This is a genomic window from Streptococcus sp. Marseille-Q5986 (assembly GCF_946902915.1).
In the GTDB taxonomy this organism is placed as follows: Bacteria; Bacillota; Bacilli; order Lactobacillales; family Streptococcaceae; genus Streptococcus.
Genome location: NZ_CAMPPY010000002.1, coordinates 1 through 25100, shown reverse-complemented (window position 1 = coordinate 25100; position 25100 = coordinate 1). Strand labels below are relative to the sequence as shown.

Sequence of the window (25100 nt, the reverse complement as noted above, 5' to 3'; positions counted from 1 at the left end):
ACTTAACAAATAAGGATTTTCAGCTCATGTCGACTAAGGATGGAAATCTTGTATATAGACAGTTCAGTAGATATAGAATAGAGCGTTGCGTCCGAAAGTCTATCCAGACACGGCTCTTTAAAAACAAAAGGAGAAATGATGCATACTTATTTGCAAAAGAAAATTGAAAATATCAAAACAACCCTAGGTGAAATGTCAGGTGGTTACCATCGTATGGTTACGGCGATGGCTGATTTAGGAGTTTCAGGAACCATGAAGGCTATCTGGGATGACCTTCTTGCCCATCGTAGTGTTGCCCAGTAGCTTTACCTGCTGGTTTTAGGAAGTTTTCCAATCTGGCTTGAGTTGGTTTATGAACGCCGCATTGTTGACTGGGTTGGGATGATTTGTAGCTTGACAGGGATTATCTGTGTTATCTTTGTATCGGAAGGTCGAGCAAGTAATTACCTTTTTGGTTTGATTAACTCTGTCATTTACCTTATCTTGGCTTTGCAGAAAGGCTTTTATGGTGAGGTGCTTACGATACTCTACTTTACGGCCATGCAGTCAATTGGACTTCTAGTGTGGATCTACCAAGCACAGTTTAAAAAGGAAAAGCAGGAATTTGTCGCACGTAAGCTGGACGGTAAAGGTTGGACCAAGTATCTTTCCATTAGTGTTCTCTGGTGGTTGGCCTTTGGATTCATTTATCAGTCTATCGGAGCCAATCGTCCTTATCGCGATTCCATCACTGATACGACCAATGGGGTAGGGCAAATCCTCATGACAGCTGTTTACCGTGAGCAATGGATATTCTGGGCAGCCACCAATGTCTTTTCTATCTATCTCTGGTGGGGAGAAAGCCTGCAAATCCAAGGGAAATACCTGATTTACTTGATCAATAGTCTAGTTGGTTGGTATCAGTGGAGCAAGGAAGCAAAAAGCTCTTAAAAAAGTAAAAAAGGATCAGATGATCCTTTTTTGTGTTAGAGCAAAATGAATAATACCGTAATGACAATAGCACTCGTTATACGAATAATGTGGTGCGATATATGTTGGTTTTCTTGCTGTCGCCCGTTCCAGTAGGCGCCATAGCAGACGATACTCGAACCCACAATCCATAGTAGAATGGTTGCCAGTGGGACGAAGTAAAAGATAGCTAGAGCCAGAGAAGTGATGCAACTGCCGACCAAGATACACTTGTTTCCCAAACTGTAGTTCTTTTGTTTCATGGCTGAAAAAGCAGCAGCAAGGTGAAGTAATGAGAAGGCGAGAGCTAGTACAATTGTTAGTATTCCTAGAATCATCGAAGTTAACATAGTTGGTTCCTTTCTGAGTTACAGGCTTAGTTATCAAGTGGAGTTGTAGAGGTCATCTCTATTACATCAAGGTAAAATTTCACCACTTGGTCTTCGGTATAGGATTTTCCTTTTTTTAGCCACCAAGTTAGAGTCTCGGTAAAGTTCGTCACAACAAAATGCTGGAGGTAGGAGGCCGGAATGTTTGGATAGGCCTCTTGCAAGTCATCCGCCACCATGGGATAGACGTGGTGTTCGAGTTCCTTGTGTAGCTGGCGGAGGAAGTAGTCGTTTTTGGAAAAAAGGAGACTGGTGACATGATCCTGGTTTTTCTGAAAATGTAAAAAGATATGAGCGAGGTAGTCCTCGGTAGTAAGGTGTTCTTCCCTTTCAAAGAGATGATGAAAGAGGTAGCGACAGAGCTCATCTAAAAGGAGTTCCTTACTTTCATAGTGACAATAAAAAGTAGAACGTCCAACATCTGCTAGGTCAATGATATCCTGAACAGTAGTGGCATCATAGCCTTTGTCGTTTAAAAGTTGTAAAAAAGCTTGATAGATGGCTTTTTTAGTCTTGTTGACTCGACGGTCTCTTTTTAGCATATAGACAGTTGAGACAAACTGTTCAGAACTGAACATAGCTGACAGTTTGCTTCTATCCTTTCTTTAGATTTTATTAGATAATACAAATGAAAGAAGTATGTATATACCCATTATACCAAAGGAGGGAGAGAAATGAGTTCTAAAATATCTATCTGGTTAGCTTTTTTCTTAAATTTAAGCTATGCGATAGTCGAGTTTATCGCAGGAGGAATCTTTGGTTCAAGTGCAGTTCTTGCTGATTCAGTTCATGACTTGGGGGATGCTATAGCCATTGGCATATCTGCCATTTTAGAAACGATCTCCAATCGTGAAGAAGATAGGCAGTATACCTTGGGTTACAAGCGTTTCAGCCTTTTAGGGGCCATGCTAACGGCTGTGATTCTTATGATAGGGTCTGTCCTAGTGATCTTGGAAAATATCACAAAGATCGTTCACCCACAACCCGTTAATGAGGAAGGCATCCTCTGGCTGGGAATCATTGCGGTAGTTATCAATGTACTAGCAAGTCTAGTAGTTCGTAAAGGAAAGACAAAGAACGAGTCAATTCTTAGCTTGCATTTTTTGGAAGATACTCTTGGTTGGTTGGCTGTCATTCTAATGGCGATTATCCTCCGATTTACAGATTGGTATATTCTCGATCCACTCTTATCGCTGGTTATTTCTATCTTTATTCTAACAAAAGCTATTCCTCGCTTTTGGAGCGCACTCAAGATTTTCCTAGATGCTGTGCCAGAAGGGGTCGAGACAAGTGATTTGGAGAAGGATTTAGATGCTCTACCCAATGTCAAAAGTGTCAATCAACTTAGCATTTGGTCCATGGATGGTCTTGAGAACAATGCTATTGTTCACATTTGTATCAAGGACTGGGAACAGATGATGGAAACCAAAGAAGTGGTGCGTCAATTTTTAGAAGAAAGAAGCGTGCAGAATATCACTATTGAAGTGGATAGCAGTCAAAGCAATCATGCGCAACATAGGCGGAAGGTGAGAGAGTTAGAGCAGAAGCATGGGCATCATTGGCACAAAGTGAAGAGTGATTGAGCACCTACGTATTTAAATAGAGTATTTCTTTCCTGTTTAAATATTTTAAAAGTTTGGTCATATAAGGCACGGTATAAACTTTACTTAGTTGTTTGGTAATTAAAAGAATTTTTCTATTAGATGCAAAATGTTTGGCTTGGAGTCAACTCAGAGTTGTATAATAAGATGAATGAGTTATAGTTGCTTAAGAATCTGTATTCACAAAAAAATGTTAAACTAAAGATATGATACGAAAAGCATATGATACCGATTTAACCGGTCAAGAATGGCCTAAACTTGAACCCTATTTCTCCCAACATCGTACCTATAAGTGGGCTAAACGAGAACTCGTGAACGCCACCTTGTATATCACTAAAACAGGTTGCAAATGGCGCATGCTCCCTCATGATTTCCCTCCTTCCCTAACTGTCTGGAGTTTCTTTCGTCGTGCCAGAGAGAGCGGTTTGTGGGACACCATTTTGACGGAACTGGTTAAAAAAAGCGACTGAAAGCTGGTAGAGCAGCCCCTCCAACCTATGCTATCATTGATTCTCAAAGCGTGAAAACAACAGATGCTGCAGAGGAACGTGGGATTGATGGCGGTAAGAAAGTCAAAGGGAGGAAGCGCCACATCCTTGTGGATACTATGGGAAATCTTCTTGATGTGGTGGTTCATGCAGCTCATTTGCACGACACAAAATCAGGCTTTTTAGTGGCTCGCAAAGTGATCCTACAATTCCCAACCATCAAGGCTTTTTCAGCCGATGCTGGTTATCGTAAAAGCTCTGAGGAGATGATGGTGAAGGAGTTTGGTTGCCCAGTAGGTATTTCTGAAAAAATCAAGGGCGGCTGGCAAATCATCCCCAAACCTTGGGCTGTTGAGCGAACTTTTTCTTGGTTGAATCACTCTCGAAGATTAGCTAAGGATGTTGAAAAATCCGTATCGTCAGAGGTTGCTTTTGTCAAATTTTCACACATTAATCGTCTTTTAAAGGCTCTATCATTTTGTGAATACAGGTTCTTAATTTTTTTAGAATACTTAAAGTATCATTATCAACAGGAATTGTACGGATTGATTCTTCTGTTTTTGGGTTTGTCCACCGTTTTCTAGCTGTATCATATCGTCTATAAGTTTTGATTTCTGAATTTTCTCACAACACACAATCCCATGTGAGACCTGCAACCTCTCCTGCACGCATTCCTGTTTTCAGTTGAATCAAAAGCAAATATGGAACAATAGAAGTAGTTAAATCAAGATTGTTTTCTAAATATGTTACTAGTTTTTGATAGTCATCAAAGCTATGAATATATTTTTCATCTTTTCTTTTTTTGGGGGGACGACCTGAAAGAATAACTCCTTCAGAAAAATCTTCGATATTAAAGCTTATCTCTTTTCGCAAATACAATGACATTCCTAATTTCCGCATTCATTCTACTTACATTGTCACGACAATTTGTTTCAGCGTACTTATTAATAAATGCTTGATATTCGCTCGCTTTGATTTTTAATACTGGTTTATCTTTAAAATCATCTTTGATAAACTTACCACGCAATAAATGTTTATTAAATATAGTCCCTGCTTTTCCGAGTGGTTTGATAGTTAATTCTAACCACTTCTCCCATAGAGCATAGAATGTAATATTTTTATCAATTATTGCACCATTAAGCAATTTTAACTCAAGAGCTAGTGCTTCAATCTCTGCTTCTCTTTTTGTCTTAAAGCCTGAATTTGAAGCAAGCACCTTTTTATTTTTATCAAAAATTCTATAATCCCATAAATTCTTTTTTCCTCGTTTTCTGAATGAAACAGACATGATTACCTCTTTTCTAAAGACGATAACCAATATATTATCTTGATTATCGTATCATAAATTAAAGATTTCTGCAAAGTTTTCTTCAAAAAATTGTTTCGTTTTGCTTGCTAAGAAGTAGTACCGTCCGCCCTGATTGTTTGGATATTTCACAAAACCATCCTTATTTTTATCAATATCTATTTTTGAGCGAATATCGGGCTGATAAAGAACATTTTCCAGTAGCCAAGGTCTAGAGACAGAAACTATCTCTAAAACCTCTGATAGACTCATATATTGCTCCTGAGAAGCCTTGTTTTTTAAGTCAAGATATTCATCTTTTTCTACTATAATATGAGAATCAGGCAATTGTACTTCTAAATTGTCTATTTTGATTGAGATTTTATCTCCCATTTTATTTTTCCTTTCATCGTCTTACTTGAATATATTCCATGGCTCTTTTTCTTTCTTTAGTTCATCTTTTTTATTATTTAAAAAAATAATAGTATCAGGAGATGGTTTGTACTTTGTTTTGTAATGAATCAAAACATGCCTGAAAAATTCAGAAATTGCTTCTTTACCGTAAATTTTATCAATCTTGTATAGAAACGATTCTAAACCACTATTTTTTAACAAATAAATGTAAGTAGATAATAAGTCATTCTTCCGCCTTGGTTTTGACCTCAATAAATCAAAATCAGTCGAAACAGATTCCAGCATAACCTTTGAAATATCCCATAATTCATCATTTTTGAAAAATAAATATTTGTCCGTAAAACGTTGAGCAATCAAGTTCGACAATTCTTTGTCGTTTCTACATTTTAAAATATCTAGACCAGTTTGATTAGCGTAAGCCTGCCTGATTGACATTTCAAATCGCACTCAATCATCACATTTCAGGGCTTCGTCATAATAGATACTTTTCTTTTCTCCTGTTCCAGTTTTTATCATAAATTCGTAGTAGTAGAGAGTTTCCTTTGTTTGCTTTGCTACCAACATAGATTGTTTCTACTCTGTTGTTTGTATTAATCGTACTGATATTTGACTGATTTTTTCTCAATTTGATTGTATTTGTAAAACTGTCAACGTATTTTGATTTTATTGTTGACTTGTTTAATTCTTGATGAATCTGATTCACTTTCAAGCCTTCATCTATAAAATCAATCGCAAAATCAATTTTTGAAACTCTACAACTACCGCTAAAATAATTTTCTAATTCAAAAAATTTTTGAACTAATTGACGATACGAAATTTTTTGATTATCTTCGTCCCTTCGTTTCATGTAATGTTTTAAACCTTGACCTGAGAATTTGAGAAGCACTCTCATTCGTGGGCTGTCAGTGTTAAAACATAACAAAATTTCAAATTCATCAAAATTGACAATATAATTGTAACCTGCAAATCCTTTTTCATTTAGCTTGTAATTAACTGTGTATTTTTCTAATTCCAATAATTCATCAATTTTTAAACAAATATTTGAAGCAAACGCTTCATAATTTGACATCATATCGTTAAAATTAGGTAAAAAACAAATGAAATTTCATCAACATCACATTGAATCATATAACATAACTCCTTTTTTTAATTGTTTTGTAGTTGACCCCGTAAGGTGGGATGGGGGCATTACTAGACCTCCATGAATGCTAGTACCCCTTATTTACGATTTTTTCTTAATCGTTGACCGTATAAAAACGCTCGTTTAAATGTACTAATTTTTTCCAATCCGTGCTCATGTAGATTGATATTCCAAAATTTTCTGGGTTTGCTGAACTGTCCATCAGTCGTCATGATATAACCTGAAAATCTGGGCGCATGATTATCAATATTGTCAGTTTCTCCAAATGCCATTCTAGCTAATTCATCCGTTATAGCGCCGTTTGATAGACAGATACGAACACCTAAATTATCTCTAATAGCTGTTGAAAGCAACTCTGAGCGCGGCTGTTGCATACAGATACAAATATAGACACCACTAGAGCGAGACACAATAGACAAGACCAAATCTTGAACCCTTTTTCTCATTTTGGTATCAGTTATACTTGACAACATAGCCGAATACTCTTCGATAACACATAATTTCATTTTCATTTCTTTACCGAAATTCATAAAAGTTGCTCCAGTAATATCATCACGTGCCGATAGATTCGCAATTTCTTTTTCACGTTTAATAACTAATTCCAACAATTCTTCAAAATATGCTAAAATCTCTTCACTGTCTGATAAAATAGCCCGAACTGGTAGAAAATCCCATGAGCTGAACTCAGATTTAACATCTAAGATTGTTAAATCAACCTCTTCATTGAACATGAATACTTGTGCAAGCATTGATTTTAAAAACGTTGTTTTTGAGCTATTTGTATTTCCGACTAATAACAGCTGAGGGGAACGTAGAAATGAGAATGTCAAGCCTTCTTCAACTGTTATTTCAAAATCATTGATTGGTCTTAATTCTGTTATCTTCTTTGGTTTGAGCTGTCTTGCTTTTGCTTCTACAATATCATCTAATAAGTAAATGAACTCTGTATTATCTTCACTTAACCAATAATCTAAAACGATTAGAGAACGATTTTTACCCACTAAACAAGCTGATAACATTTCCGCAAACTTTTCTAAATCGTCTGTAGTTTGGTCAGCTAATTTTTTGATTTTAACCGTGATGTGCCTGTTTGACTTCGAGAAGTCCGCATGCGCTTTACTAACATCTATGAATTTGCTATCAACTTTTCGATTCGCAGTTGCTGAATCTAACAATGCCTTGTGTGTTTGTCGTTCTATCAATTTTAATTGATAATATAAAGATATCGACCCAATTTTTGATAGCTTTAAAACAAATCGACCCAATAAAACAAGATTAACCAAAGGCAAGACAGCTATTCCAATTACTTCTAAATGAAAGCCAAGCTGTGCTTCACTTCTAAAAATACCAATTTCTGTTCCTTTAAATACTAGCCATCGAATAATACCACTACCAAATAGTAACCCAACTCCAAAAAATTGGAGTAGAGTTACTAAACTTGGCAAGGATGGCATTAAATGACCTGTGTTTTTATTTAATTTGTACCGAATCATAAATACCTACAAATTTCTTCCATTTCTGTTAACATTTTGCGACGCATGAGTTCAAAATACATGTATGAGCGAATAAAATCAGTGTAACGTCCATCTGAGTAAACCAAGCTCAAATTCCCGAAAGATGAAACTCGTCCTTGAACTTCAGGATTTATGTATGTTGCTAAAATTTTTCGAAGTTCAATGGGCAGGTCTAAAGCTGTTAAATCATCTAGTTCTTTAAAAATTTCTTTCATATCTATTTCCTCTTCACTTTAAACTAACTTCTTTGACATCTTCAGCCCAAACTTCTATAACATCATAACTTTTATACTTGTTATTTCCTCTTGGATTGACTAGCTGATAAAGATGTCGAAACTGAATTTTATTCGCAATTTCTAAGCTTGGAACAACTAAACTAATCAGTTTAACAGCTCCATCATCTTTGGGCATTGATAAAAACACTTCATAATCAATTGATTTGTCTGAGAATACAGGGGTGTTTTTACCATTACTGTTTTTCTCAAACCCAACGATTGGGAAAAAAGGTTTTAGCTCTGTAACACTAACAGCTACACAAGTTGAGATATTAGTAAGCATTGGAGCGGTACGACGGTCATTTACAATTGAATCGCCTGATTGTTTTGAATTGCTTCCAAATAAGCCTGTTTGAACCAAGTTATTATTCATTTTTGTTGCCTTTACTAGCTTGAAGCTAGTTCTTTCTGTTAAATCTTTCTTGTAAATATATGAACGTTCTTTATTTATATTTTAAGTGTATCACGATTAAGATTGACTGTCGATTGAGCAAAAAACAAATATTTAAAAACGCGCCCGTACAACTATTTTAATCATGTAATATAAAATGAAATTAAGTGATTCATCATTACAAGACCGGTATAGCAAAATTCTAATTGTATTTAGTTGAAATAAAACAGACAACAACACAAAGATATATCATACAACTATTATAATTATGTAACATAAAGCCAGTATATATAAAGAAAAATAGTTGTATGGTAAAATTTTTAAAATAAAATATAAAATTGATTATAATGTACAACCATTTGTGTTATACTCTAAGTATTCTTAATAGAAAGAAGGAAACTCAATGTTTAAAAACACAGTAGAATTTGTCAAACGTGCAACGATTGATGCAGTACCTGCTAAGATTAAAAATTTCAAAGATGAACAGTCGCAAAAAGGACTAAAATATTATTGGTATATGTTTTTGCATGACGAAAGAATTGGAGAAGTATTTGATATGTTTGCATATTACGGCGGAAACAAAGATACAGCTAAACAAAAAATGAGTCGATTAATGAAAGATAGTCGAAGTCATTTGTCTGACAATGTTTTAGAGATGATTGCTAAGAATATGAATTTAAGTGTTTCTGAATTACTATGGGGTAATGAAGAAAACTGGAAGAAATTGCTTCCAAGTCTCTTTTATTTAATTATTTTTGAATCTATTAGCTCATCTGATTTTAAAACAATTAGAGAGCAACAGTTGAAATCGAATATGCTTGAAGTTTTGAAAGAGTCTGTCTTGTTTTTAAGTGAATTAGCTAAAAAAGAAATCGGAGCAGCCTTATCTGATGGTATTGTTGCATTTGATATTTTTGATAAGAATTTATTTAAAGTTATTTCAAGACTTTATCAAAACGAAGTGGAAGAAAAATTTTACAGACTATTTAAAGAATTTTTTATTGAAAAAATATTATTTGAAAAAATTAGATAATAGAATAATTGATTTTGCGGAACGAGTGTATGAAGATGTTATTTTTGATAACAAGAAAACAGAAGATTCGCTAGGGCTTCGGGTTTATCAGACTTCAAATTTATTTTTGAATGCTAATTATAGAGAATATAGAACAAGTATTATACAAAAGAACTTCTTGAAGGAAGTAGTACAAGAAGAGGGGCAAGTATTAGAACATTATTTAGAGGAAGAACAAAGAATGATACTTGAACAAGTTTCAAAATTTGTTAATGGTTTAGATAAGATTCAAAGAAAACAAGATGAACGCTCAGGATATCGAAAGAACAACAAAAATTTATTCAAATATGGATTTGATTTTGTAAAATTTGATGAAGAATATTTTAAAGAATCAGAAGAGAAGATAGAAGAAACTATGTTATCTGCTGAACAAATGACCGCAGATTTGAAAAAATTAGATATGTAAAAAAACAACCGCTAGAATTTTTAGCGGTTGTTTATGTTGTTTAATAGGGTTGCTATGTCATCAGTTATAGCACTTTGAAATTAATTAAAACATTATTTAACTTGATTTAGAATTATATGGAATGCAGAAAGTATTTCTTTTTGTTTATTATCAGGTAAATTTTTTATATTTGTAATTAATTCAACAATCTCAGGATTTTCATCTTTTTTTGTAATGTCAAAGAAAGATGAAATATCACATTCAAGAGCAGTCATAACTTTTTCAAGTGTATTAATTGTTATATTTGTTTCGAGGTGTTCAAGTTTGTAAACATAATTTGTTCCAAGGTCGGCTCGTTCTTCAATTTGTTCTTGTGTAAAGCCTTTTTTCAGTCTTAAAAGGCGGATTCGTTTTCCTACATATTTTCTTAGTGATTGCTTCATGTAATACCTCGCAAACTTAATATTACAGTTTTTTTACTACATATTTTAGTTCTTAAAAGATTGTTTACGACTTTAAAAGGTTGGTTGAATATGCTATAATAAAATAAAAAAACAACTATATATAGTTGTTAATGGAAATTTTTGGAGATTTTATGTCAAACAAAACTATGAAAACCCTCACAACTTCAACAGCTATTGCGCTTGTATTAGTTGGTGCGCCTGCATTTGCTCAAGAAGCTCAAGCGACTTCAGTACCTACTGACACTGCTGTCAATGAACCTGCTCTTGTTGCTAAGTCACAAGTGAAACCACTTGAAAAGAGTGAAGTTCCTGCGCCTTCTACAGTAAAACCTGCTCTTGACGCACAAAAAGCTGTTGTGAAAGAAGATGAAGCTAAGATTGACACAGCTAAAGCTGATGTGAAAGCAAAAGAAGAAACTGTTGCTTCAACTGAAAAAGAAGTAGCTACAGCAACTCAAGCTGTCAAAGATGCGGAAGCAACTGCTTCTCAAGCAACACCTGAAAAACTTGCTGAAGTAAAAGATGCTCAAACTAAGAATGTTGAAGCTCAAACTGCTAACCAAAAAGCAACTGAAGCTACAAATGAACAAATCAAAGCTGAAACAAAAGCTCTTGCAAAAGAACAATCAGACGTGACAACTGCTCAAGAAAATCTTGACCAAGCTACTAAAAATGTCAAATCAGCTGAACAAACCGTTACAAATGCAGAATCTGCTCTTGACGGAACTGGACTTGCAAATGCTGAAAAAGATTTGACAGACGCTCAGAAAGCTGTCAAAGACGCAGAATCTACAGTCGCTGACGCAAAAACTGCGTTCAAAAATGCAACAAAAGCAGATGCAGACCGCGACGAAGCTATCAAATCAGCTGAAACTGATGTTAAAACTAAAGATGATGCTGTCAAATTGGCTAAAGAAAAACTTGCAAGCGCTACAGAACATGCTGACTCAGTTGAAAACAAATTGCAATCAGCTCAAGCTGAACTAAAATCTGCTCAAGATAAATTGGCAAATACAAATACTGGTACTGATACAGTAACAATCGTAGACTTGACTCAGTTCAAGAAAGATAAAGCCGAAGGCGACTCAGACTTCATGACTGACTCTGGCGCTACAGTTATCGAAAACTCTTCAACAAAAATCAGCGAAGCTGATAAGAAACGTGCAGTTGATGCTGAACATTTAACTGAAGAACAATTGTTAGAAGTAGCTCATTACAACTTACAAGTTGTAAACACTATTAGAAAACAATATGGTCTCAAAGAACTTGAATTAAACACTGGTTCAATGAAATCAGCTAAAAATCAAGCTGAAAAATATGTTCAACGTGATAAAACAATCGCTGAAGCTGGTCACTTATCTGGTGATTACTTTGGAGAAAATGCTTCAAACTTAAGAGACGTTACAAATATGTACGAATTGAAGCAAACAATCTACAATGCAGTCATGACAATGGCATTCGCAGACGCACCATCTAAATGGGGACACTCCAATACAACATTCAATATGGCATCAGATTTAGGAATTTCAATTGCTAAATTCGGTGGATACAACACATTGATTAACGTTTATGGAGTTTACACTGGTGAAAAACTAGTTAAAGAAACCAACACAGCCTCTCTCGAAAAAGCTGTAGAAACAGCGAAATCAAATGTTGAACAAGCTCAAAATGCATCAGAAAATGCTAAGAAAGCTTTGACAAAAGCTTCAACTGATTATGCAAGCGCACTTAGCTTGAAAACTGAAGCTGAAAAAGTTCTTGCTGACGCAATGGCTACACCATTGCAAGCCCAAGTTGCTGAAAACAACCTACGTTTGGCAGAAATTGCTCTTGAAAATGCTAAAACTCGTGAAGCTAAAGCTACTGAAGCAGTTAACAACTTCTCAGCAAGTCTAGCTGACAAGAAAAAAGCTCTTGAAAAAGCTCAAGCAGAACTTGAAGGAGCTAAAGCTGTTCAAACAACTGCGTCACAAGCTCTTGCAGATGCTTCAGCTAAACTAAAAGTTCAAGAAGATAAAGTAAATACTTTGAACAAACAAAGCGCTAAACTTCTTGAAGAAAAAGATGCTCTTGTTAAAGAAGCTAAGAAATTGGCTGAACAATTGCAAGCATATTTGGACGCACCTGCTAAACTAGCAACTGCTCAAGATATGAAAGCAAAAGCTGAAGCTAAACTTGAAACAGCTAAAACTGAACTCACTACTGCACAGTCTACTCTTGAAAACTTGTTGTCTGCATACCGTACAGAACACGCTAAGTTGGTAGACTTGCAAACAGAATATGAAGCACTCGTTGACCTTGCAGAGAAAGCTCAAGAAAACGTTGTTGCCAAATTGCCTGATGGAACAGTAATCGCTGTCCCTAAAGTAGCTCCAACTGCTGAAGCACTTCCTGAAGTCAATGTTGACGAATTACAAAAAGCTCTTGCAACTGGTAAAGAAGTGACTTTGGATGCTCAAGGGAATGTTGTTGTGAAGGAAAAATGTGAAACATACTCAGCTCTAGCCGTTAAAGCAGTAGAAAACGAAAAAATGAGTTACTCACGAGTAGAAAAAGCAAAAACTTTACCAAATACTGGAACGAAGGAAAGTAACTTAACGTTATTTATTTTAGCAATTCTATCAGGACTAGGAATTGCATTAAAAAGAAGACAAGGAAAATAAAGAATGGGATTATTTACAAACTCACTAAAAGTTAGCTCTGGCTTAACACTAGGGCATGCAGCAACAAAAATAGGTATTCAGAAAACGTTGTCAGCAGCAGAAGAGAGAGCGACTACAAAGTTTAAAACTTATCAAGCTAGATTTTTTGACCCTATTGTACGTGAGAATTTATGTCATTTAGAAGTCGATGGTCATTTAAGAGCTAAAGACTACCCTTTTCCTGAAAAAGCTAGTGTAATAAATATTTCAGTATTGCAAAAAGATATTTCACATCTAACGAAAGAATTTAATACTGAGAAATTAGTAAACTTCATTAAAAGACATCCATTATTTACAGCTTTTATCATTTGGTTATTAAGTGTCCCAATCGGTTTATCAGATATTGGTACAGTGCTAAGTTTTTCAGCGCTTGTTTTTGTTGCAAGGTTAATATTTATACGACCTAAAAAATTTGAAAAATTACTAATAGAAGATGCTAAACAATACTGGAAAGTTAGAGAGTATGTAAGACATGCTTTAGAGATGGGAGAATTAACACAACAAGAAAGTCTAAGAAAATTATTAAATGCTAGACTGGTACAACGTTTCCCAGACACAATTGAAGAAATTGGAGCACATGCCTTTAATTATAAGCATGGACTGTAATTAAATAAAAAATCTTCTTACATATGTAGGAAGATTTTTTGGATTCTCAAAATTAGTTTAAAAGACTACCCTATTGAAAGCATTTTTGAGAATGAATATTGGACTATACCAATTGTGCCGAATACGGTATCGAACTATGTATAAAAAAATGTGATTATTAAATTTTAAAACCATAAAATTTAAGTAAACTTTAAAATTTATTTGGTCAGCCAATGGTCAATTCACTTAATTTCAATACTAACTAGCGTGTGATAACATCTTGATTTAATCGCTTTTTGGTTATTTATTTTAACTTATTTTAACGCTAGTTTGTTGGCCGCCGGCATAGTATAGAGTTAAGGAACGTTGTTAAATCAGCGTTCCTTTCTAACGAGAAGTCCTTTGCTTCCTCTTACTTTTGTCAAAAGAGGAAAAAAGTGCTACAATAAGATGAATAAATTTAAAGAGGTATTATCATGTCTAAGATTCTAGTATTTGGTCATCAAAATCCAGACTCAGATGCCATCGGCTCATCTGTAGCCTTTGCTTACCTTGCAAAAGAAGCTTATGGATTGGACACAGAAGCGGTGGCTCTCGGTACTCCAAATGAAGAAACAGCTTTTGTTTTGAACTATTTTGGTGCAGAAGCACCGCGCGTCATCACATCTGCTAAAGCAGAAGGTGCAGAGCAAGTTATCTTGACTGACCACAATGAGTTCCAACAATCAGTGTCAGATATCGCTGAAGTGGAAGTGTACGGAGTTGTGGATCACCACCGTGTGGCTAATTTTGAAACTGCAAGCCCACTTTATATGCGTTTGGAACCAGTTGGATCAGCGTCTTCTATTGTTTACCACATGTTCAAAGAACACGGTGTAGCAGTTCCTAAAGAAATCGCAGGATTGATGCTTTCAGGTTTGATTTCAGATACCCTTCTTTTGAAATCACCAACAACACACCCGTCTGATAAAGTCATTGCTCCTGAGTTGGCAGAATTAGCAGACGTGAACTTGGAAGAGTATGGTCTTGCAATGCTGAAAGCTGGTACAAACTTGGCAAGCAAATCTGCTGAAGAATTGATTGACATCGATGCTAAGACTTTTGAACTCAATGGAAATAAGGTTCGTGTTGCCCAAGTCAATACAGTTGATATCGCTGAAGTCTTGGAACGCCAAGCAGAAATCGAAGCAGCTATGCAAGCAGCTAATGCAGCAAACGGCTACTCAGACTTTGTCTTGATGATTACAGACATCGTCAACTCAAACTCAGAAATCCTTGCTCTTGGATCAAACATGGACAAGGTCGAAGCGGCCTTCAACTTCAAACTTAAAGACAACCACGCTTTCCTTCCAGGTGCTGTTTCACGTAAGAAACAAGTGGTGCCTCAGTTGACTGAGAGCTTTAATGCTTAAGATCCTGAGTGTCAGTTCAAAATAGGAAAAGCTAGTTTGTCTTATATCGAAAGGAGTTTTAACTCCTTTTTTTCTAGGAGAGAAAGATGTTAGAAAATGGCGATTTGATTTTTATGAAGGACCTTTCAGATATGGGACAGGCCATCCAAGTTTCAACTGGTGACTATAGTCATGTAGCTATCTTTTTAGACGGTTTGATCTACCATGCTAGTGGGCAAGCAGGTGTCATCTGTCAAGAACCAGCTGAATTTTTTGAACCGACTCATCTCTATGACCTTTATTTCTATCCAGAGCTGAAATCTGACTTGGTGAAGGAGAAGGCTTGTCAGCATCTAGGTTCTCCTTATAATAGCTCTTTTTATCCGGATGGGGAAGGCTTTTATTGTTCCCAGTACATAGCTGATATTTTACCTATTTTTGAAACCACCCCTATGAAGTTTGGGGATGATGGGCAGGAAATCAGTGATTTCTGGAGTGAATACTACGGAGAACTAGGAGTGGCTGTACCTCTGAACCAGCCAGGGACCAATCCTAGTCAGTTGGCAGCATCGCCTCTGTTAGAATGTAAAGAAAGGAATCTTCATGATTCAGATTTTTAATCCATCTCGTTTGACTCGACAACCATTTTTTATAGATTTGGTTGGCTATCTGGACCAGCATGACGATGTGATTCTACGAGAAATCAAGACCCAGTTTCCAGATGTATCAGTTGATAAGCTTATGGGAGAGTATATAAAGGCAGGCTTGATTCTAAGGGAAAATAAACACTATTCGCTCAATCTCCCTTTTTCAGAATCTACGGATGATTTAGTCCTTGATCAAGAGATTTTTATCAGAGAGGACAGTCCAGTCTATCAAGGCTTGCTGGAGAAGACTTTTGAGACAGAATTGCGCAATCAAACCAATGCAGCTATTTTAATCGAACATACGGACTTTGCAAGGCAAAAAATGACCCTGTCTAATTATTTCTACAAGGTCAAACAACAGTATTCTTTGACAGAAAAACAGCAGGCACTCTATGATATTTTAGGAGATGTTAACCCTGAGTATGCCCTCAAATATATGACGACTTTTTTGTTAAAATTCTTCAAAAAAGATCAACTGATACAGAAACGCCGTGATATCTTTGTGGATAGTTTGGTCGTCCTAGGCTATATTGTGCAAAACGAAGAAGGGAAGTATGAGTTGGCTGTTGATTTCGACAAGGAACAGTTGACTTTCTATTTACCTTAATTGCTTCATTTTGAGCAGATTATTTGACTTTACTAAAGAATAAGTATAAACTGAAAGTAAGCGATAACGTTTATCGTATTAAAAGCAAAGGAGACAGAGCTATGCCACTTGAAAATAAATTGGATCAAGCAACTGGTGCTATCAAAGAAGGATTTGGTAAAGTTACTGGCGATAGCAAGACAGAAGCAGAAGGCGCTGTAGAAAAGACAGTTGCTAAGGCAAAAGAAGTAGTTGAAGATGCTAAAGGTGCTGTAGAAGGTGCCGTTGAAGGTCTTAAAAATTCATTTAAGAAAGAAGACTAAAAAAATCAAGGGAAACATTCCCTTGATTTTTTTTATAGATAACGTTCTGCTATGGCCGCATCTCCTGGATAGGCTTCTTTCTTGCCTTGGACGATTTGGTAGCAATCAGCTCCCTTACCTGCAATGATCACGGCATCAAGTTCTTGATTTGTGATAGCCATAGCTGCCTTGATGGCTTCTTCACGATCGGCAATCTTTTCTACAGGATGACTGATATAGCTACTGATTTCATCTGCAATTACCATTGGATCTTCATAGTTGGGGTCATCAGCAGTCAGAAAGACTTGAATTTCAGGATGTTGATCGAGGAGGCAGCCAAAGTCCTTACGACGGCTTTCTCCCTTGTTTCCTGTCGAACCGAGAACCAGGGCAATTTTTCCAGTTTGATGGGTTTCAACAACAGAAATCAGTTTTTTCAGACTGTCACCATTGTGAGCATAGTCGATGAAGATCTTGGCTCCATTTTTCTGAGTGAGAACTTCCATACGTCCAGGAACTCGGGTTGCAGCGATTCCTTTTTTGATATCTTCAAGACTGGCACCTAGACGAAGGCAGGCAAGCGCTGCAGCGACTGCATTTTCTTGATTGAAGTGGCCGACGAGTTGGATATCATAATCACCAGCGAGTTTACCTGTGGCTGAAAAGCTAAAGGCTTTGGAGTTCTCGATTTGATTGCTAGACTGGCTACCATAGAAGTCATGTTCTTGATGTTCCACTTGTTCTTTCAGTACAGAAAAGTGATCCATGTCGCTGTTAATGACAACTACTCGGCTATTTTTCATCAAGAGACGTTTGTGGTAGAAGTAATCTTCAAAGCTAGGATGTTCAATCGGCCCGATATGGTCAGGAGTGATGTTAAGAAAGACTCCTACATCAAAGGTCAGACCATAGACTCGATGAACTAGATAGGCTTGGCTAGAGACTTCCATTACAAGATGGGTTCGACCATTCTTAACAGCCTGATTCATCATGTCGAAAAGATCGATATTTTCGGGTGTTGAGAAGGAAGATTTAAAGAAGGTCTTGCCATCTAGAGTTGTGTTCATAGTTGACAAGAGAGCTGTTGGGTAGCGTTGAGATAAAATGTTGTATGCAAAATAAGCAGCTGTTGTCTTTCCTTTTGTCCCTGTGAAAGCGAGAATTTTGAGTTTTTCTTGTGGATTGCCATAAAATTCCATAGCAATCAAACTCATGGCTTTTTTGATATCGTTCACAACGATGACGGGGATACTGACCTCGTAGTCCTTTTCTGCGACATACCAAGCTAAGCCTTGGCTTATAGCGGATAGGAGGTATTCTTTTTTAAAAGCAGCGCCTTTGGCAAAAAAAAGAGTGCCTTCTTTTACTTTTCGGCTGTCGTAACTGATGCTGTCAAAAACAACTTCACTGTAGATGTAGTGGTAGTGTCCTTGGTCGATAATCTCGCGGAAGAGACCATCTTTCTTTAATATATCTAATACGGTTTCAATCTTTATCATACTTTCTATTGTAAACCGAAAGTCTGAATTTTACAAGTAACAAGGAAAAGTTTATAATGGAAGATAAGGAACTTTTCCTTGTTATCAAAATTGAATGAGGAAGCTATGTCTAACGAAAACAATCACCAGCAAGCCCAGATGTTGCGAGGGACTGCTTGGCTAACAGCTAGTAACTTTATTAGTCGCCTCCTTGGGGCAATCTACATTATTCCCTGGTATATCTGGATGGGGACCTATGCTGCCAAGGCAAATGGTCTCTTTACCATGGGCTACAATATTTACGCCTGGTTCTTGCTGATTTCGACAGCGGGTATCCCAGTTGCGGTCGCCAAACAAGTGGCTAAGTATAATACCATGCGAGAAGAAGAGCACAGCTTTGCCTTGATTCGGAGTTTCCTAAGCTTTATGACGGGCTTGGGCTTATTCTTTGCCTTGGTCTTGTATCTCTTTTCTCCCTGGTTGGCAGATTTGTCAGGTGTGGGGAAAGACCTGATTCCCATCATGCAGAGTTTGGCTTGGGCTGTCTTGATTTTCCCATCTATGAGTGTCATCCGGGGCTTTTTCCAAGGGATGAATAACCTCAAACCTTATGCCATGAGCCAAATCGCTGAGCAGGTAATTCGTGTTATCTGGATGCTTCTAGCAACCTTTATCATTATGAAGCTCGGTTCAGGAGATTACCTCATAGCCGTTACCCAATCGACCTTTGCGGCCTTTGTGGGGATGGTGGCAAGTTTTGCAGTCTTGATCTACTTCTTTGCTCAAGAAGGTTTACTCAAAAGAGTCCTTGAAACAGGGGATAAGATTAACAGCAAGCATCTCTTAGTCGATACCATTAAGGAAGCTATTCCTTTTATCCTGACAGGGTCTGCCATCCAGCTTTTCCAGATTTTGGACCAGATGACCTTTATCAATAGTATGAAGTGGTTTACCAACTATAGCAATGAAGACTTGGTTGTCATGTTTTCTTATTTCTCTGCCAATCCTAATAAAATTACTATGATTTTAATCTCTGTAGGGGTTTCAATTGGGAGTGTTGGCTTGCCGCTCTTGACGGAGAACTATGTAAAAGGCGACTTGCAGGCGGCGGCTCGTCTAGTCCAAGATAGCCTCACCATGCTCTTCTTATTTCTACTACCGGCAACGGTTGGAGTGGTCATGGTAGGGGAACCTCTTTATACAGTCTTTTACGGTAAGCCAGATAGTTTGGCCATGGGCTTATTTGTCTTTGCAGTTTTGCAGTCTACTATCCTAGGCTTGTATATGGTCTTGTCTCCTATGCTTCAGGCCATGTTCCGAAACCGCAAGGCAGTGCTTTACTTTGTCTATGGTTCTATTGCTAAGATCGTCTTGCAATTGCCAACCATTGCTATTTTCCACAGCTACGGTCCTTTGCTTTCAACGACTATCGGCTTGATTATTCCGAATGTCTTGATGTACCGAGACATCTGCCAGGTAACGGGTGCTCGTCGAAAGATTATCTTGAAGCGAACCATTTTGATTACCATCTTAACCCTTGTTATGTTTATCCTAGTTGGCTTCTTACAATGGCTGCTCGGTTTTGTCTTCCAACCAAATGGACGTTTCTGGAGTTTCCTTTACCTAGCTCTCATCGGAGGGCTTGGAGGAGGTCTCTATAGTTTGATGAGCCTACGGACACGACTTTTAGACAAGATAATAGGTCAAGCCCAAGCGGACCGACTACGAACACGATTGAAAATATCGTAAGAAGATTTATAAATAAAAGCAATGAATTAACCTTTCTATAATAGAAGGGTTTTTATAGTACGTTTTTCTTAAAAAAGGAGAACTTTTTCTAAAATCAAGAGCAGAAAAATATGTTTTTTAAGTTTTTCTTCAGAAATTGCTTGACTAAATAAAACCAATGCTGTATAATAAGAAAAATCTTTAAAACAGGAGGTTCTGGAAATGAAAAAGTCTAAGGCCAAGTATCTGACACTTGCAAGTGTCGTGTTAAGCGCAGGTATCTTACTGAGCGCATGTGGAAACTCAACTAGCTCTTCTAAAACATATAACTATGTTTATTCGAGCGATCCATCTAGTTTGAACTATCTTGCAGAAAACCGTGCAACAACCAACGACATCGTTACTAATTTGGTAGATGGATTGATGGAAAATGACCAATACGGTAATTATGTTCCATCGTTGGCAGAGGATTGGACTGTTTCTCAGGACGGTTTGACCTATACTTACAAATTGCGTAAGGATGTAAAATGGTATACCTATGAGGGTGAAGAATACGCCCCTGTAACAGCGCAAGATTTTGTCACTGGGTTGAAATATGCTGCTGATAAAAAATCCGAAGCCTTGTACCTGGTTCAAGACTCTGTAGCAGGTTTGGATGACTATATCAACGGGAAAACAACTGACTTTTCAACTGTCGGTGTTAAGGCGATTGATGACCAAACAGTTCAGTACACTTTGACACGTCCAGAACCTTATTGGAATTCTAAAACAACTTCAACCATTCTCTTCCCTGTAAATGCAGATTTCCTGAAATCAAAAGGGGATGATTTTGGTAAGGTAGATCCTTCTAGCATTTTGTACAGTGGACCTTTCTTGATGAAATCGTTTGTTTCAAAATCTGTTATCGAATACAAGAAAAATCCAAATTACTGGGATGCTAAAAACGTCTTTGTGGACGATGTGAAATTGACCTACTATGATGGTAGTGACCAAGATGCCCTAGCTCGTAACTTTGTAGAAGGAGTATATAGTTTCGCACGTCTCTACCCAAATAGCTCAAGCTTCGAGGGGATTAAAGAGAAAAACAAGGACAATATCATTTATAGTATGCAAGATGCTACATCTTTCTATGTGAATTTCAATCTTGATCGACAATCCTATAAATTCACTTCTAAGACAACCGATGTAGAGAAGAAATCAACTCAGGAAGCTGTTCTAAATAAAAACTTCCGTCAAGCTATTAATTTTGCTTATGACCGTACGGCCTATGGAGCACAATCTCAAGGGGAAGATGGGGCAACTAAGATTATTCGTAACCTCGTCGTACCTCCTACATTTGTGACCATTAACGGAAAAGAATTTGGAGATGTTGTCTCTGAAAAAATGGTCAACTATGGTCAAGAATGGCAAGGAATCAACTTTGATGATGGACAAGATTCCTACTACAATCCTGACAAGGCTAAGGCTAAATTTGCAGAAGCTAAGAAAGAATTGGAAGCTAAGGGTGTGCAATTCCCAATACGCTTGGATATGGCAGTTGACCAAGCTTTCAAAGGCGGGGTTCTTGGGGTAAGTTCTTTGAAGCAATCAATTGAATCCGCTTTGGGAACAGAGAACGTGCTTATCGATATTCAACAGTTGTCAACAGAGGACTATGACAATTCTGGCTACTTAGCTCAAACCGCAGCTCAGAAGGACTTTGACCTTTATAATGGTGGCTGGGGACCTGACTACCAAGATCCATCAACTTATCTGGACATCTTTAGTGTGAAGAGTGGCGGAATGTTGCAAAACTTCGGTTTAGAACCAGGTGAAGTTAATGAAAAAGCTAAGGCGGTTGGGCTTGATACCTATACTCAAATGCTGGAAGAAGCTAATAAAGAGCAAGAACCAGCAAAACGTTATGAAAAATATGCTGAAATTCAGGCTTGGTTAGTAGACAGTGCCCTTACTATTCCAAATGTTTCCCGTGGCGGAACACCTGGCTTGAGAAAGACAGTTCCATTCTCAGCTCCATTCTCACAAGCTGGAAATAAGGGTGTAGAATCATACAAGTACCTCAAGTTACAAGATAAGACTGTAACGACCGCTGAGTATGAAAAAGCTAAAGAAAAATGGTTTAAAGAAAAAGAAGAATCCAATAAAAAAGCCCAAGAAGAACTGGCAAAACATGTGAAATAAGAATAAAAGAATAATATATCGAAAGAAAGAAGCTAATAAAATCATTCTTTAATAAATTTTCTGAGAGTGTTAAAGTGATTATTGAGGAAACTCGACCAGTACGTATTTATAAAGATACTACACATGTTTTTATATACTTTAAGGATTTAGAGGACGAAATGACTGGTAATGCTTTTGATATTATATCCCTAGAATGGTAACAGGGGTGGATAGGTTTTTCCTATCACTAAATAAGGTAGAGGATTGGATTAACAATCGTCTACCTTATTTTTATAAAGATAAAAAATCTCTGTTAGAGTATCATCAAATGACTTTATATGGAGATAGGGTTGATATGAAATCTGTAGACATATTATTAAAGTTTTACACCAGTCAGTATCAGTCACTAAATAATTTAATGAATAGCGATGAGCTATATTATCGTAAGATAGAATATTTAGCTTTAATGTCTTTAAAGGATTATAGAAATAGTAGAGAATATAGATTAAAAATTTTAAATTTATTTAATAATGGCTTTCTGCATCAATTGTTATTGGGAGATATTCCATTAGATATTTTGTTAAGTCGTGAACATTTATATGCTATAACACATGATATTTTTTATACTTCTGTTTCTTCAAAAGATAAAAGTATTTTTGAAGATATTGATCAAAATAAGTTGTCTTCTATCCTGGAACTTTCATTACTGATTTCTATTAAACGAAAAGATATAGACGTTATTATGGAGTTAATGTGCTGCATATCTATATTAAACATTGAGATTTCTGATTATATTTTAGAAATATCAGTGTCTATATTAGCTAATTCTCAGGTTGACAATGGTTTTTTTATATATGATGAGGATAGACCTTTACTAGATAAGATAGAAGATTCTTTTCCAAAGGTATATCATACGACGCTTGTAGCAAATATGTTAAATAAACTGATAAAAAATAATACGAACTATTCTGAGGTTTTCTTATCAAAAACGACAGAAGTAAAGCCTGATAGGGCTTTAGAACTGTTACAAAATATAACCGTTGAAAGCATTGATTTGCTATATGAACAAATGAAGAATGACTCAGAAAAATATTCTTATAGGATAGAAAAATTGAAAACTTATAAAGAAATTATCGCTGTTTATATTTTGATACATCTTTTTTATGAAAATATTAAGACGGTAGAAAAATTATTAGTTATTTATGAAAGGATAGGTGGAGAAGTAAAACTATTTCGAAATCGTCTCATGAAACTATTATAAGGATTGTTTATGAAACTAAAATTATTAAGAGTAGATACTAAGGTGATTATGGGGAGTTTCTTCCTTGTTCTGTCTAGTCTACTTGCTTTGTTGCTTCCCCTTATCTTAAAAGGTTTAATAGATGGGAGTTCTATTGAAAATATAGGTTCCAAAGTATTTCAATCGTTCTTGATTTTTATTGGTCAAGCCTTGTTTTCTTCTATTGGTTACTATTTGTTTAGTCAATCGGGTGAAAAAAAGATAGCAAAAATCAGGAAAAAAGTGATAGAGGGGTTGATTTATGCAGAGAAATCCTTCTTTGATAAGAGCCAAAGTGGGGAGTTGACTTCTGCCATTGTCAATGACACGAGTGTCATTCGTGAGTTTTTAATTACGACTTTCCCAAATATTATTCTGAGTTTAGTTATGGTACTTGGTTCCATCGTAGTCTTATTTAGTCTTGATTGGAATCTTTCTCTACTTTTATTCATCACTCTTCCTTGTATGATGTTTATTATCTTGCCCCTTTCCAATATCAGTGAAAAGTATAGTCGTCGTTTACAGGAGGAAATCGGATTTTTAACAGGGCAATTGACTGAAAAGATTCAAGAACATGAATTAATTAAGACCAACCAAGCAGAGAAAAGTGTACAGGATGTTTTGGATAATTGTATTGAAAGGGTACAAAACAATTCACTGAAATCAGATAGGGTTACTTCTTTTGAGACCCCGTTTGCTCTCTTATTTATCTTCGCGACTATAGCTGTGATGCTAACCTATGGAGGTTATCGGGTCAGCGCAGGATATATATCTGTGGGAACCTTGGTTTCGTTTTTGATTTACCTCTTTCAATTACTTAATCCTATTAGTAATATAGCTAATTTTGTAACTGTTTATTCTAGGAGCAAGGGGTCTTCAGTTGCATTGGAGGACTTGCTTGCAGTTCCTAGAGAAAAATTTGAGGGAGGAAAATCGGTATCAGGACAAGGGTTAAATTTTAACCATGTCTATTTTGGATATAATGAAAATCGCCTTGTCTTAAAGGATATTACTTTTTTCAATTTTCAAGGGGCAAAAAATTGCTTTTGTTGGGCCATCTGGATCAGGAAAATCAACGATTGTGCGTTTGTTAGAGCGGTTTTATAAAGCGCTTTCAGGAGATGTTCTAATGGGCAATCAAGTATATATGATTTCAACTTAAAAGAATGGAGAGGTAAAATTGCTTGGGTTTCACAAAATAATGCAGTCTTATCTGGCAGTATTCGTGACAATCTTTGTCTCGGTTTGAATCGCTTAGTAGCTGATGATGAATTGATGAAAGTGCTAGACTTAGTATCACTGGGTGATGAGATTCGCTCCATGAAAGAGGGGTTAGATGCTGAAGTTGGTGAACGCGGACGACTCTTGTCAGGGGGACAAAGCCAAAGACTTTAAATAGCTAGAGCCTACTTAAAAGATGCTGAAATTCTTATATTTGATGAAGCCACTGCTAATCTTGATGCGGATTCTGAGTATGCGATTATCAGTAGCCTGTATTCTGTACTAAAGGAGAAGACGGTTGTGATTGTAGCGCATCGTTTGTCAACGGTAAAAGAATGGAGATATGAAATCAAATCAATTTGTCAAATATGGTAACGGCTGGTACTATCTCAAACCAGATGGATCTATGGCAGACAAGCCAGAATTTACAGTTGAGCCTGATGGATTGATCACTACAAAATAAATTTTAAATAAAGAAAGGAGATTCTATTTTTCTTCTTAATGACCCGCAGGCAACAGCTTGCGGGTTTTTTGTTTTAAAAGGGGCAAAAAAGGGGCAAAAATGTCGTAAATGTCTGTAAAACGATGTAAAAAGTCAACTTTGCTCTCGCTTTAAAGCTCTAAATTTCAACGTATTGTGAAACAGTGTAAATT

The 25100-nt window shown here is 36.5% G+C and carries 28 protein-coding genes and 3 pseudogenes; 19 read left to right on the top strand and 12 right to left on the bottom strand.

Annotated features, from left to right (window positions below; genetic code table 11):
• Positions 1-138 precede the first annotated feature (138 nt).
• Positions 139-930 (top strand): annotated as a pseudogene (gene pnuC / locus OVN21_RS03580) (nicotinamide riboside transporter PnuC).
• A gap of 35 nt (positions 931-965) precedes the next feature.
• On the opposite strand, the gene OVN21_RS03575 reads toward pnuC, so the two are convergent.
• Positions 966-1298 (bottom strand): glucuronide permease, encoded by a 333-nt coding sequence (locus OVN21_RS03575; protein ID WP_084859524.1) that lies wholly within the window; start codon positions 1296-1298, stop codon positions 966-968.
• Between the two features lie 26 nt (positions 1299-1324).
• Positions 1325-1879 (bottom strand): TetR/AcrR family transcriptional regulator, encoded by a 555-nt coding sequence (locus tag OVN21_RS03570; RefSeq protein WP_267247329.1) that lies wholly within the window; start codon positions 1877-1879, stop codon positions 1325-1327.
• 132 nt (positions 1880-2011) lie between these two features.
• Between OVN21_RS03570 and OVN21_RS03565 the strand changes: the two genes are divergently transcribed.
• From OVN21_RS03565 to OVN21_RS03555, 3 genes are all read left to right on the top strand, one after another.
• The gene (locus tag OVN21_RS03565) at positions 2012-2920 is read left to right on the top strand and encodes a cation diffusion facilitator family transporter (RefSeq protein ID WP_267247328.1); all 909 of its coding nucleotides are present in this window, start codon (positions 2012-2014) and stop codon (positions 2918-2920) included.
• 224 nt (positions 2921-3144) lie between these two features.
• Positions 3145-3408 (top strand): transposase, encoded by a 264-nt coding sequence (locus tag OVN21_RS03560; protein ID WP_267247327.1) that lies wholly within the window; start codon positions 3145-3147, stop codon positions 3406-3408.
• A complete protein-coding gene (locus tag OVN21_RS03555; RefSeq protein WP_323743975.1) occupies positions 3405-4010 on the top strand; it encodes a transposase in 606 nt (201 codons plus the stop codon). Before OVN21_RS03560 ends, OVN21_RS03555 begins: the two co-directional genes overlap by 4 nt.
• Before the next feature lie 40 nt (positions 4011-4050).
• On the opposite strand, the gene OVN21_RS03550 is transcribed toward OVN21_RS03555, so the two are convergent.
• The 8 genes from OVN21_RS03550 to OVN21_RS03515 form a co-directional block, all read right to left on the bottom strand.
• Positions 4051-4326, bottom strand: coding sequence for a hypothetical protein (locus tag OVN21_RS03550; RefSeq protein WP_267247326.1), 276 nt, complete (start codon positions 4324-4326; stop codon positions 4051-4053).
• A complete protein-coding gene (locus OVN21_RS03545; protein WP_267247325.1) occupies positions 4277-4714 on the bottom strand; it encodes a hypothetical protein in 438 nt (145 codons plus the stop codon). Before OVN21_RS03545 ends, OVN21_RS03550 begins: the two co-directional genes overlap by 50 nt.
• A 51-nt stretch (positions 4715-4765) precedes the next feature.
• Positions 4766-5104 (bottom strand): DUF771 domain-containing protein, encoded by a 339-nt coding sequence (locus OVN21_RS03540; RefSeq protein ID WP_267247324.1) that lies wholly within the window; start codon positions 5102-5104, stop codon positions 4766-4768.
• A gap of 21 nt (positions 5105-5125) precedes the next feature.
• Positions 5126-5572: a hypothetical protein gene (locus OVN21_RS03535; protein ID WP_267247323.1), complete on the bottom strand. Its 447-nt coding sequence runs from the start codon at positions 5570-5572 to the stop codon at positions 5126-5128.
• A 25-nt stretch (positions 5573-5597) separates the two neighbouring features.
• Complete coding sequence (locus OVN21_RS03530) at positions 5598-6194, bottom strand: replication initiation factor domain-containing protein (RefSeq protein ID WP_267247322.1); 597 nt, start codon at positions 6192-6194, stop codon at positions 5598-5600.
• Between the two features lie 149 nt (positions 6195-6343).
• The gene (locus OVN21_RS03525) at positions 6344-7759 is read right to left on the bottom strand and encodes an FtsK/SpoIIIE domain-containing protein (RefSeq protein ID WP_267247321.1); all 1416 of its coding nucleotides are present in this window, start codon (positions 7757-7759) and stop codon (positions 6344-6346) included.
• Positions 7756-7995 (bottom strand): hypothetical protein, encoded by a 240-nt coding sequence (locus tag OVN21_RS03520; protein WP_267247320.1) that lies wholly within the window; start codon positions 7993-7995, stop codon positions 7756-7758. Before OVN21_RS03520 ends, OVN21_RS03525 begins: the two co-directional genes overlap by 4 nt.
• A 13-nt stretch (positions 7996-8008) precedes the next feature.
• Positions 8009-8428 carry a hypothetical protein gene (locus OVN21_RS03515; protein WP_267247319.1) on the bottom strand — a complete coding sequence of 140 codons (420 nt, stop codon included), beginning with the start codon at positions 8426-8428 and terminating at the stop codon, positions 8009-8011.
• A 421-nt stretch (positions 8429-8849) separates the two neighbouring features.
• Between OVN21_RS03515 and OVN21_RS03510 the strand changes: the two genes are divergently transcribed.
• Positions 8850-9479 carry a hypothetical protein gene (locus OVN21_RS03510; protein ID WP_267247318.1) on the top strand — a complete coding sequence of 210 codons (630 nt, stop codon included), beginning with the start codon at positions 8850-8852 and terminating at the stop codon, positions 9477-9479.
• On the top strand, positions 9463-9924 hold the full coding sequence (locus tag OVN21_RS03505; protein WP_267247317.1) for a hypothetical protein: 462 nt from the start codon (positions 9463-9465) through the stop codon (positions 9922-9924). Before OVN21_RS03510 ends, OVN21_RS03505 begins: the two co-directional genes overlap by 17 nt.
• 92 nt (positions 9925-10016) lie before the next feature.
• Here the strand turns inward: OVN21_RS03505 and OVN21_RS03500 are convergent, their stop codons facing one another.
• Positions 10017-10346, bottom strand: coding sequence for a helix-turn-helix domain-containing protein (locus OVN21_RS03500; RefSeq protein ID WP_267247316.1), 330 nt, complete (start codon positions 10344-10346; stop codon positions 10017-10019).
• A 152-nt stretch (positions 10347-10498) separates the two neighbouring features.
• Here OVN21_RS03500 and OVN21_RS03495 point away from each other — a divergent pair, with 152 nt between their 5' ends.
• The 6 genes from OVN21_RS03495 to OVN21_RS03470 all read left to right on the top strand — a co-directional run bounded on the left by OVN21_RS03495 (position 10499) and on the right by OVN21_RS03470 (position 16601).
• Positions 10499-13030, top strand: coding sequence for an SEC10/PgrA surface exclusion domain-containing protein (locus OVN21_RS03495; RefSeq protein ID WP_267247315.1), 2532 nt, complete (start codon positions 10499-10501; stop codon positions 13028-13030).
• 3 nt (positions 13031-13033) lie between these two features.
• The gene (locus OVN21_RS03490; RefSeq protein ID WP_267247314.1) at positions 13034-13675 is read left to right on the top strand and encodes a hypothetical protein; all 642 of its coding nucleotides are present in this window, start codon (positions 13034-13036) and stop codon (positions 13673-13675) included.
• Positions 13676-14130: 455 nt separating this feature from the next.
• The gene (locus tag OVN21_RS03485; RefSeq protein WP_267247313.1) at positions 14131-15066 is read left to right on the top strand and encodes a manganese-dependent inorganic pyrophosphatase; all 936 of its coding nucleotides are present in this window, start codon (positions 14131-14133) and stop codon (positions 15064-15066) included.
• An 86-nt stretch (positions 15067-15152) separates the two neighbouring features.
• Positions 15153-15665, top strand: a complete 513-nt coding sequence (locus OVN21_RS03480; RefSeq protein WP_267247312.1) for a YiiX/YebB-like N1pC/P60 family cysteine hydrolase — start codon at positions 15153-15155, stop codon at positions 15663-15665.
• Positions 15649-16299 carry a DUF1803 domain-containing protein gene (locus tag OVN21_RS03475; protein WP_267247311.1) on the top strand — a complete coding sequence of 217 codons (651 nt, stop codon included), beginning with the start codon at positions 15649-15651 and terminating at the stop codon, positions 16297-16299. Before OVN21_RS03480 ends, OVN21_RS03475 begins: the two co-directional genes overlap by 17 nt.
• Positions 16300-16400: 101 nt before the next feature.
• The gene (locus tag OVN21_RS03470) at positions 16401-16601 is read left to right on the top strand and encodes a CsbD family protein (protein ID WP_267247310.1); all 201 of its coding nucleotides are present in this window, start codon (positions 16401-16403) and stop codon (positions 16599-16601) included.
• A 32-nt stretch (positions 16602-16633) separates the two neighbouring features.
• Here OVN21_RS03470 and OVN21_RS03465 read toward each other — a convergent pair whose 3' ends face one another.
• Positions 16634-18079 (bottom strand): UDP-N-acetylmuramoyl-L-alanyl-D-glutamate--L-lysine ligase, encoded by a 1446-nt coding sequence (locus OVN21_RS03465; RefSeq protein WP_267247309.1) that lies wholly within the window; start codon positions 18077-18079, stop codon positions 16634-16636.
• Positions 18080-18184: 105 nt separating this feature from the next.
• Here OVN21_RS03465 and OVN21_RS03460 point away from each other — a divergent pair, with 105 nt between their 5' ends.
• From OVN21_RS03460 to OVN21_RS03435, 7 genes and pseudogenes are all read left to right on the top strand, one after another.
• The gene (locus OVN21_RS03460) at positions 18185-19807 is read left to right on the top strand and encodes a putative polysaccharide biosynthesis protein (RefSeq protein WP_267247308.1); all 1623 of its coding nucleotides are present in this window, start codon (positions 18185-18187) and stop codon (positions 19805-19807) included.
• A gap of 201 nt (positions 19808-20008) precedes the next feature.
• Positions 20009-21967, top strand: coding sequence for a peptide ABC transporter substrate-binding protein (locus OVN21_RS03455; RefSeq protein ID WP_267247307.1), 1959 nt, complete (start codon positions 20009-20011; stop codon positions 21965-21967).
• Positions 21968-22160: 193 nt separating this feature from the next.
• On the top strand, positions 22161-23207 hold the full coding sequence (locus OVN21_RS03450; protein WP_267247306.1) for a DUF6895 family protein: 1047 nt from the start codon (positions 22161-22163) through the stop codon (positions 23205-23207).
• 9 nt (positions 23208-23216) lie between these two features.
• Positions 23217-24332 (top strand): ABC transporter ATP-binding protein, encoded by a 1116-nt coding sequence (locus OVN21_RS03445; RefSeq protein WP_267247305.1) that lies wholly within the window; start codon positions 23217-23219, stop codon positions 24330-24332.
• Positions 24301-24387: pseudogene (locus OVN21_RS11065) on the top strand (hypothetical protein); the annotation flags it as partial. The gene OVN21_RS03445 and the pseudogene OVN21_RS11065, both read left to right, overlap by 32 nt.
• An 83-nt stretch (positions 24388-24470) precedes the next feature.
• Positions 24471-24620, top strand: coding sequence for a hypothetical protein (locus tag OVN21_RS03440; protein WP_267247304.1), 150 nt, complete (start codon positions 24471-24473; stop codon positions 24618-24620).
• A gap of 157 nt (positions 24621-24777) precedes the next feature.
• A pseudogene (locus OVN21_RS03435) lies at positions 24778-24909 on the top strand (autolysin); the annotation flags it as partial.
• Between the last annotated feature and the right edge of the window lie 191 nt (positions 24910-25100).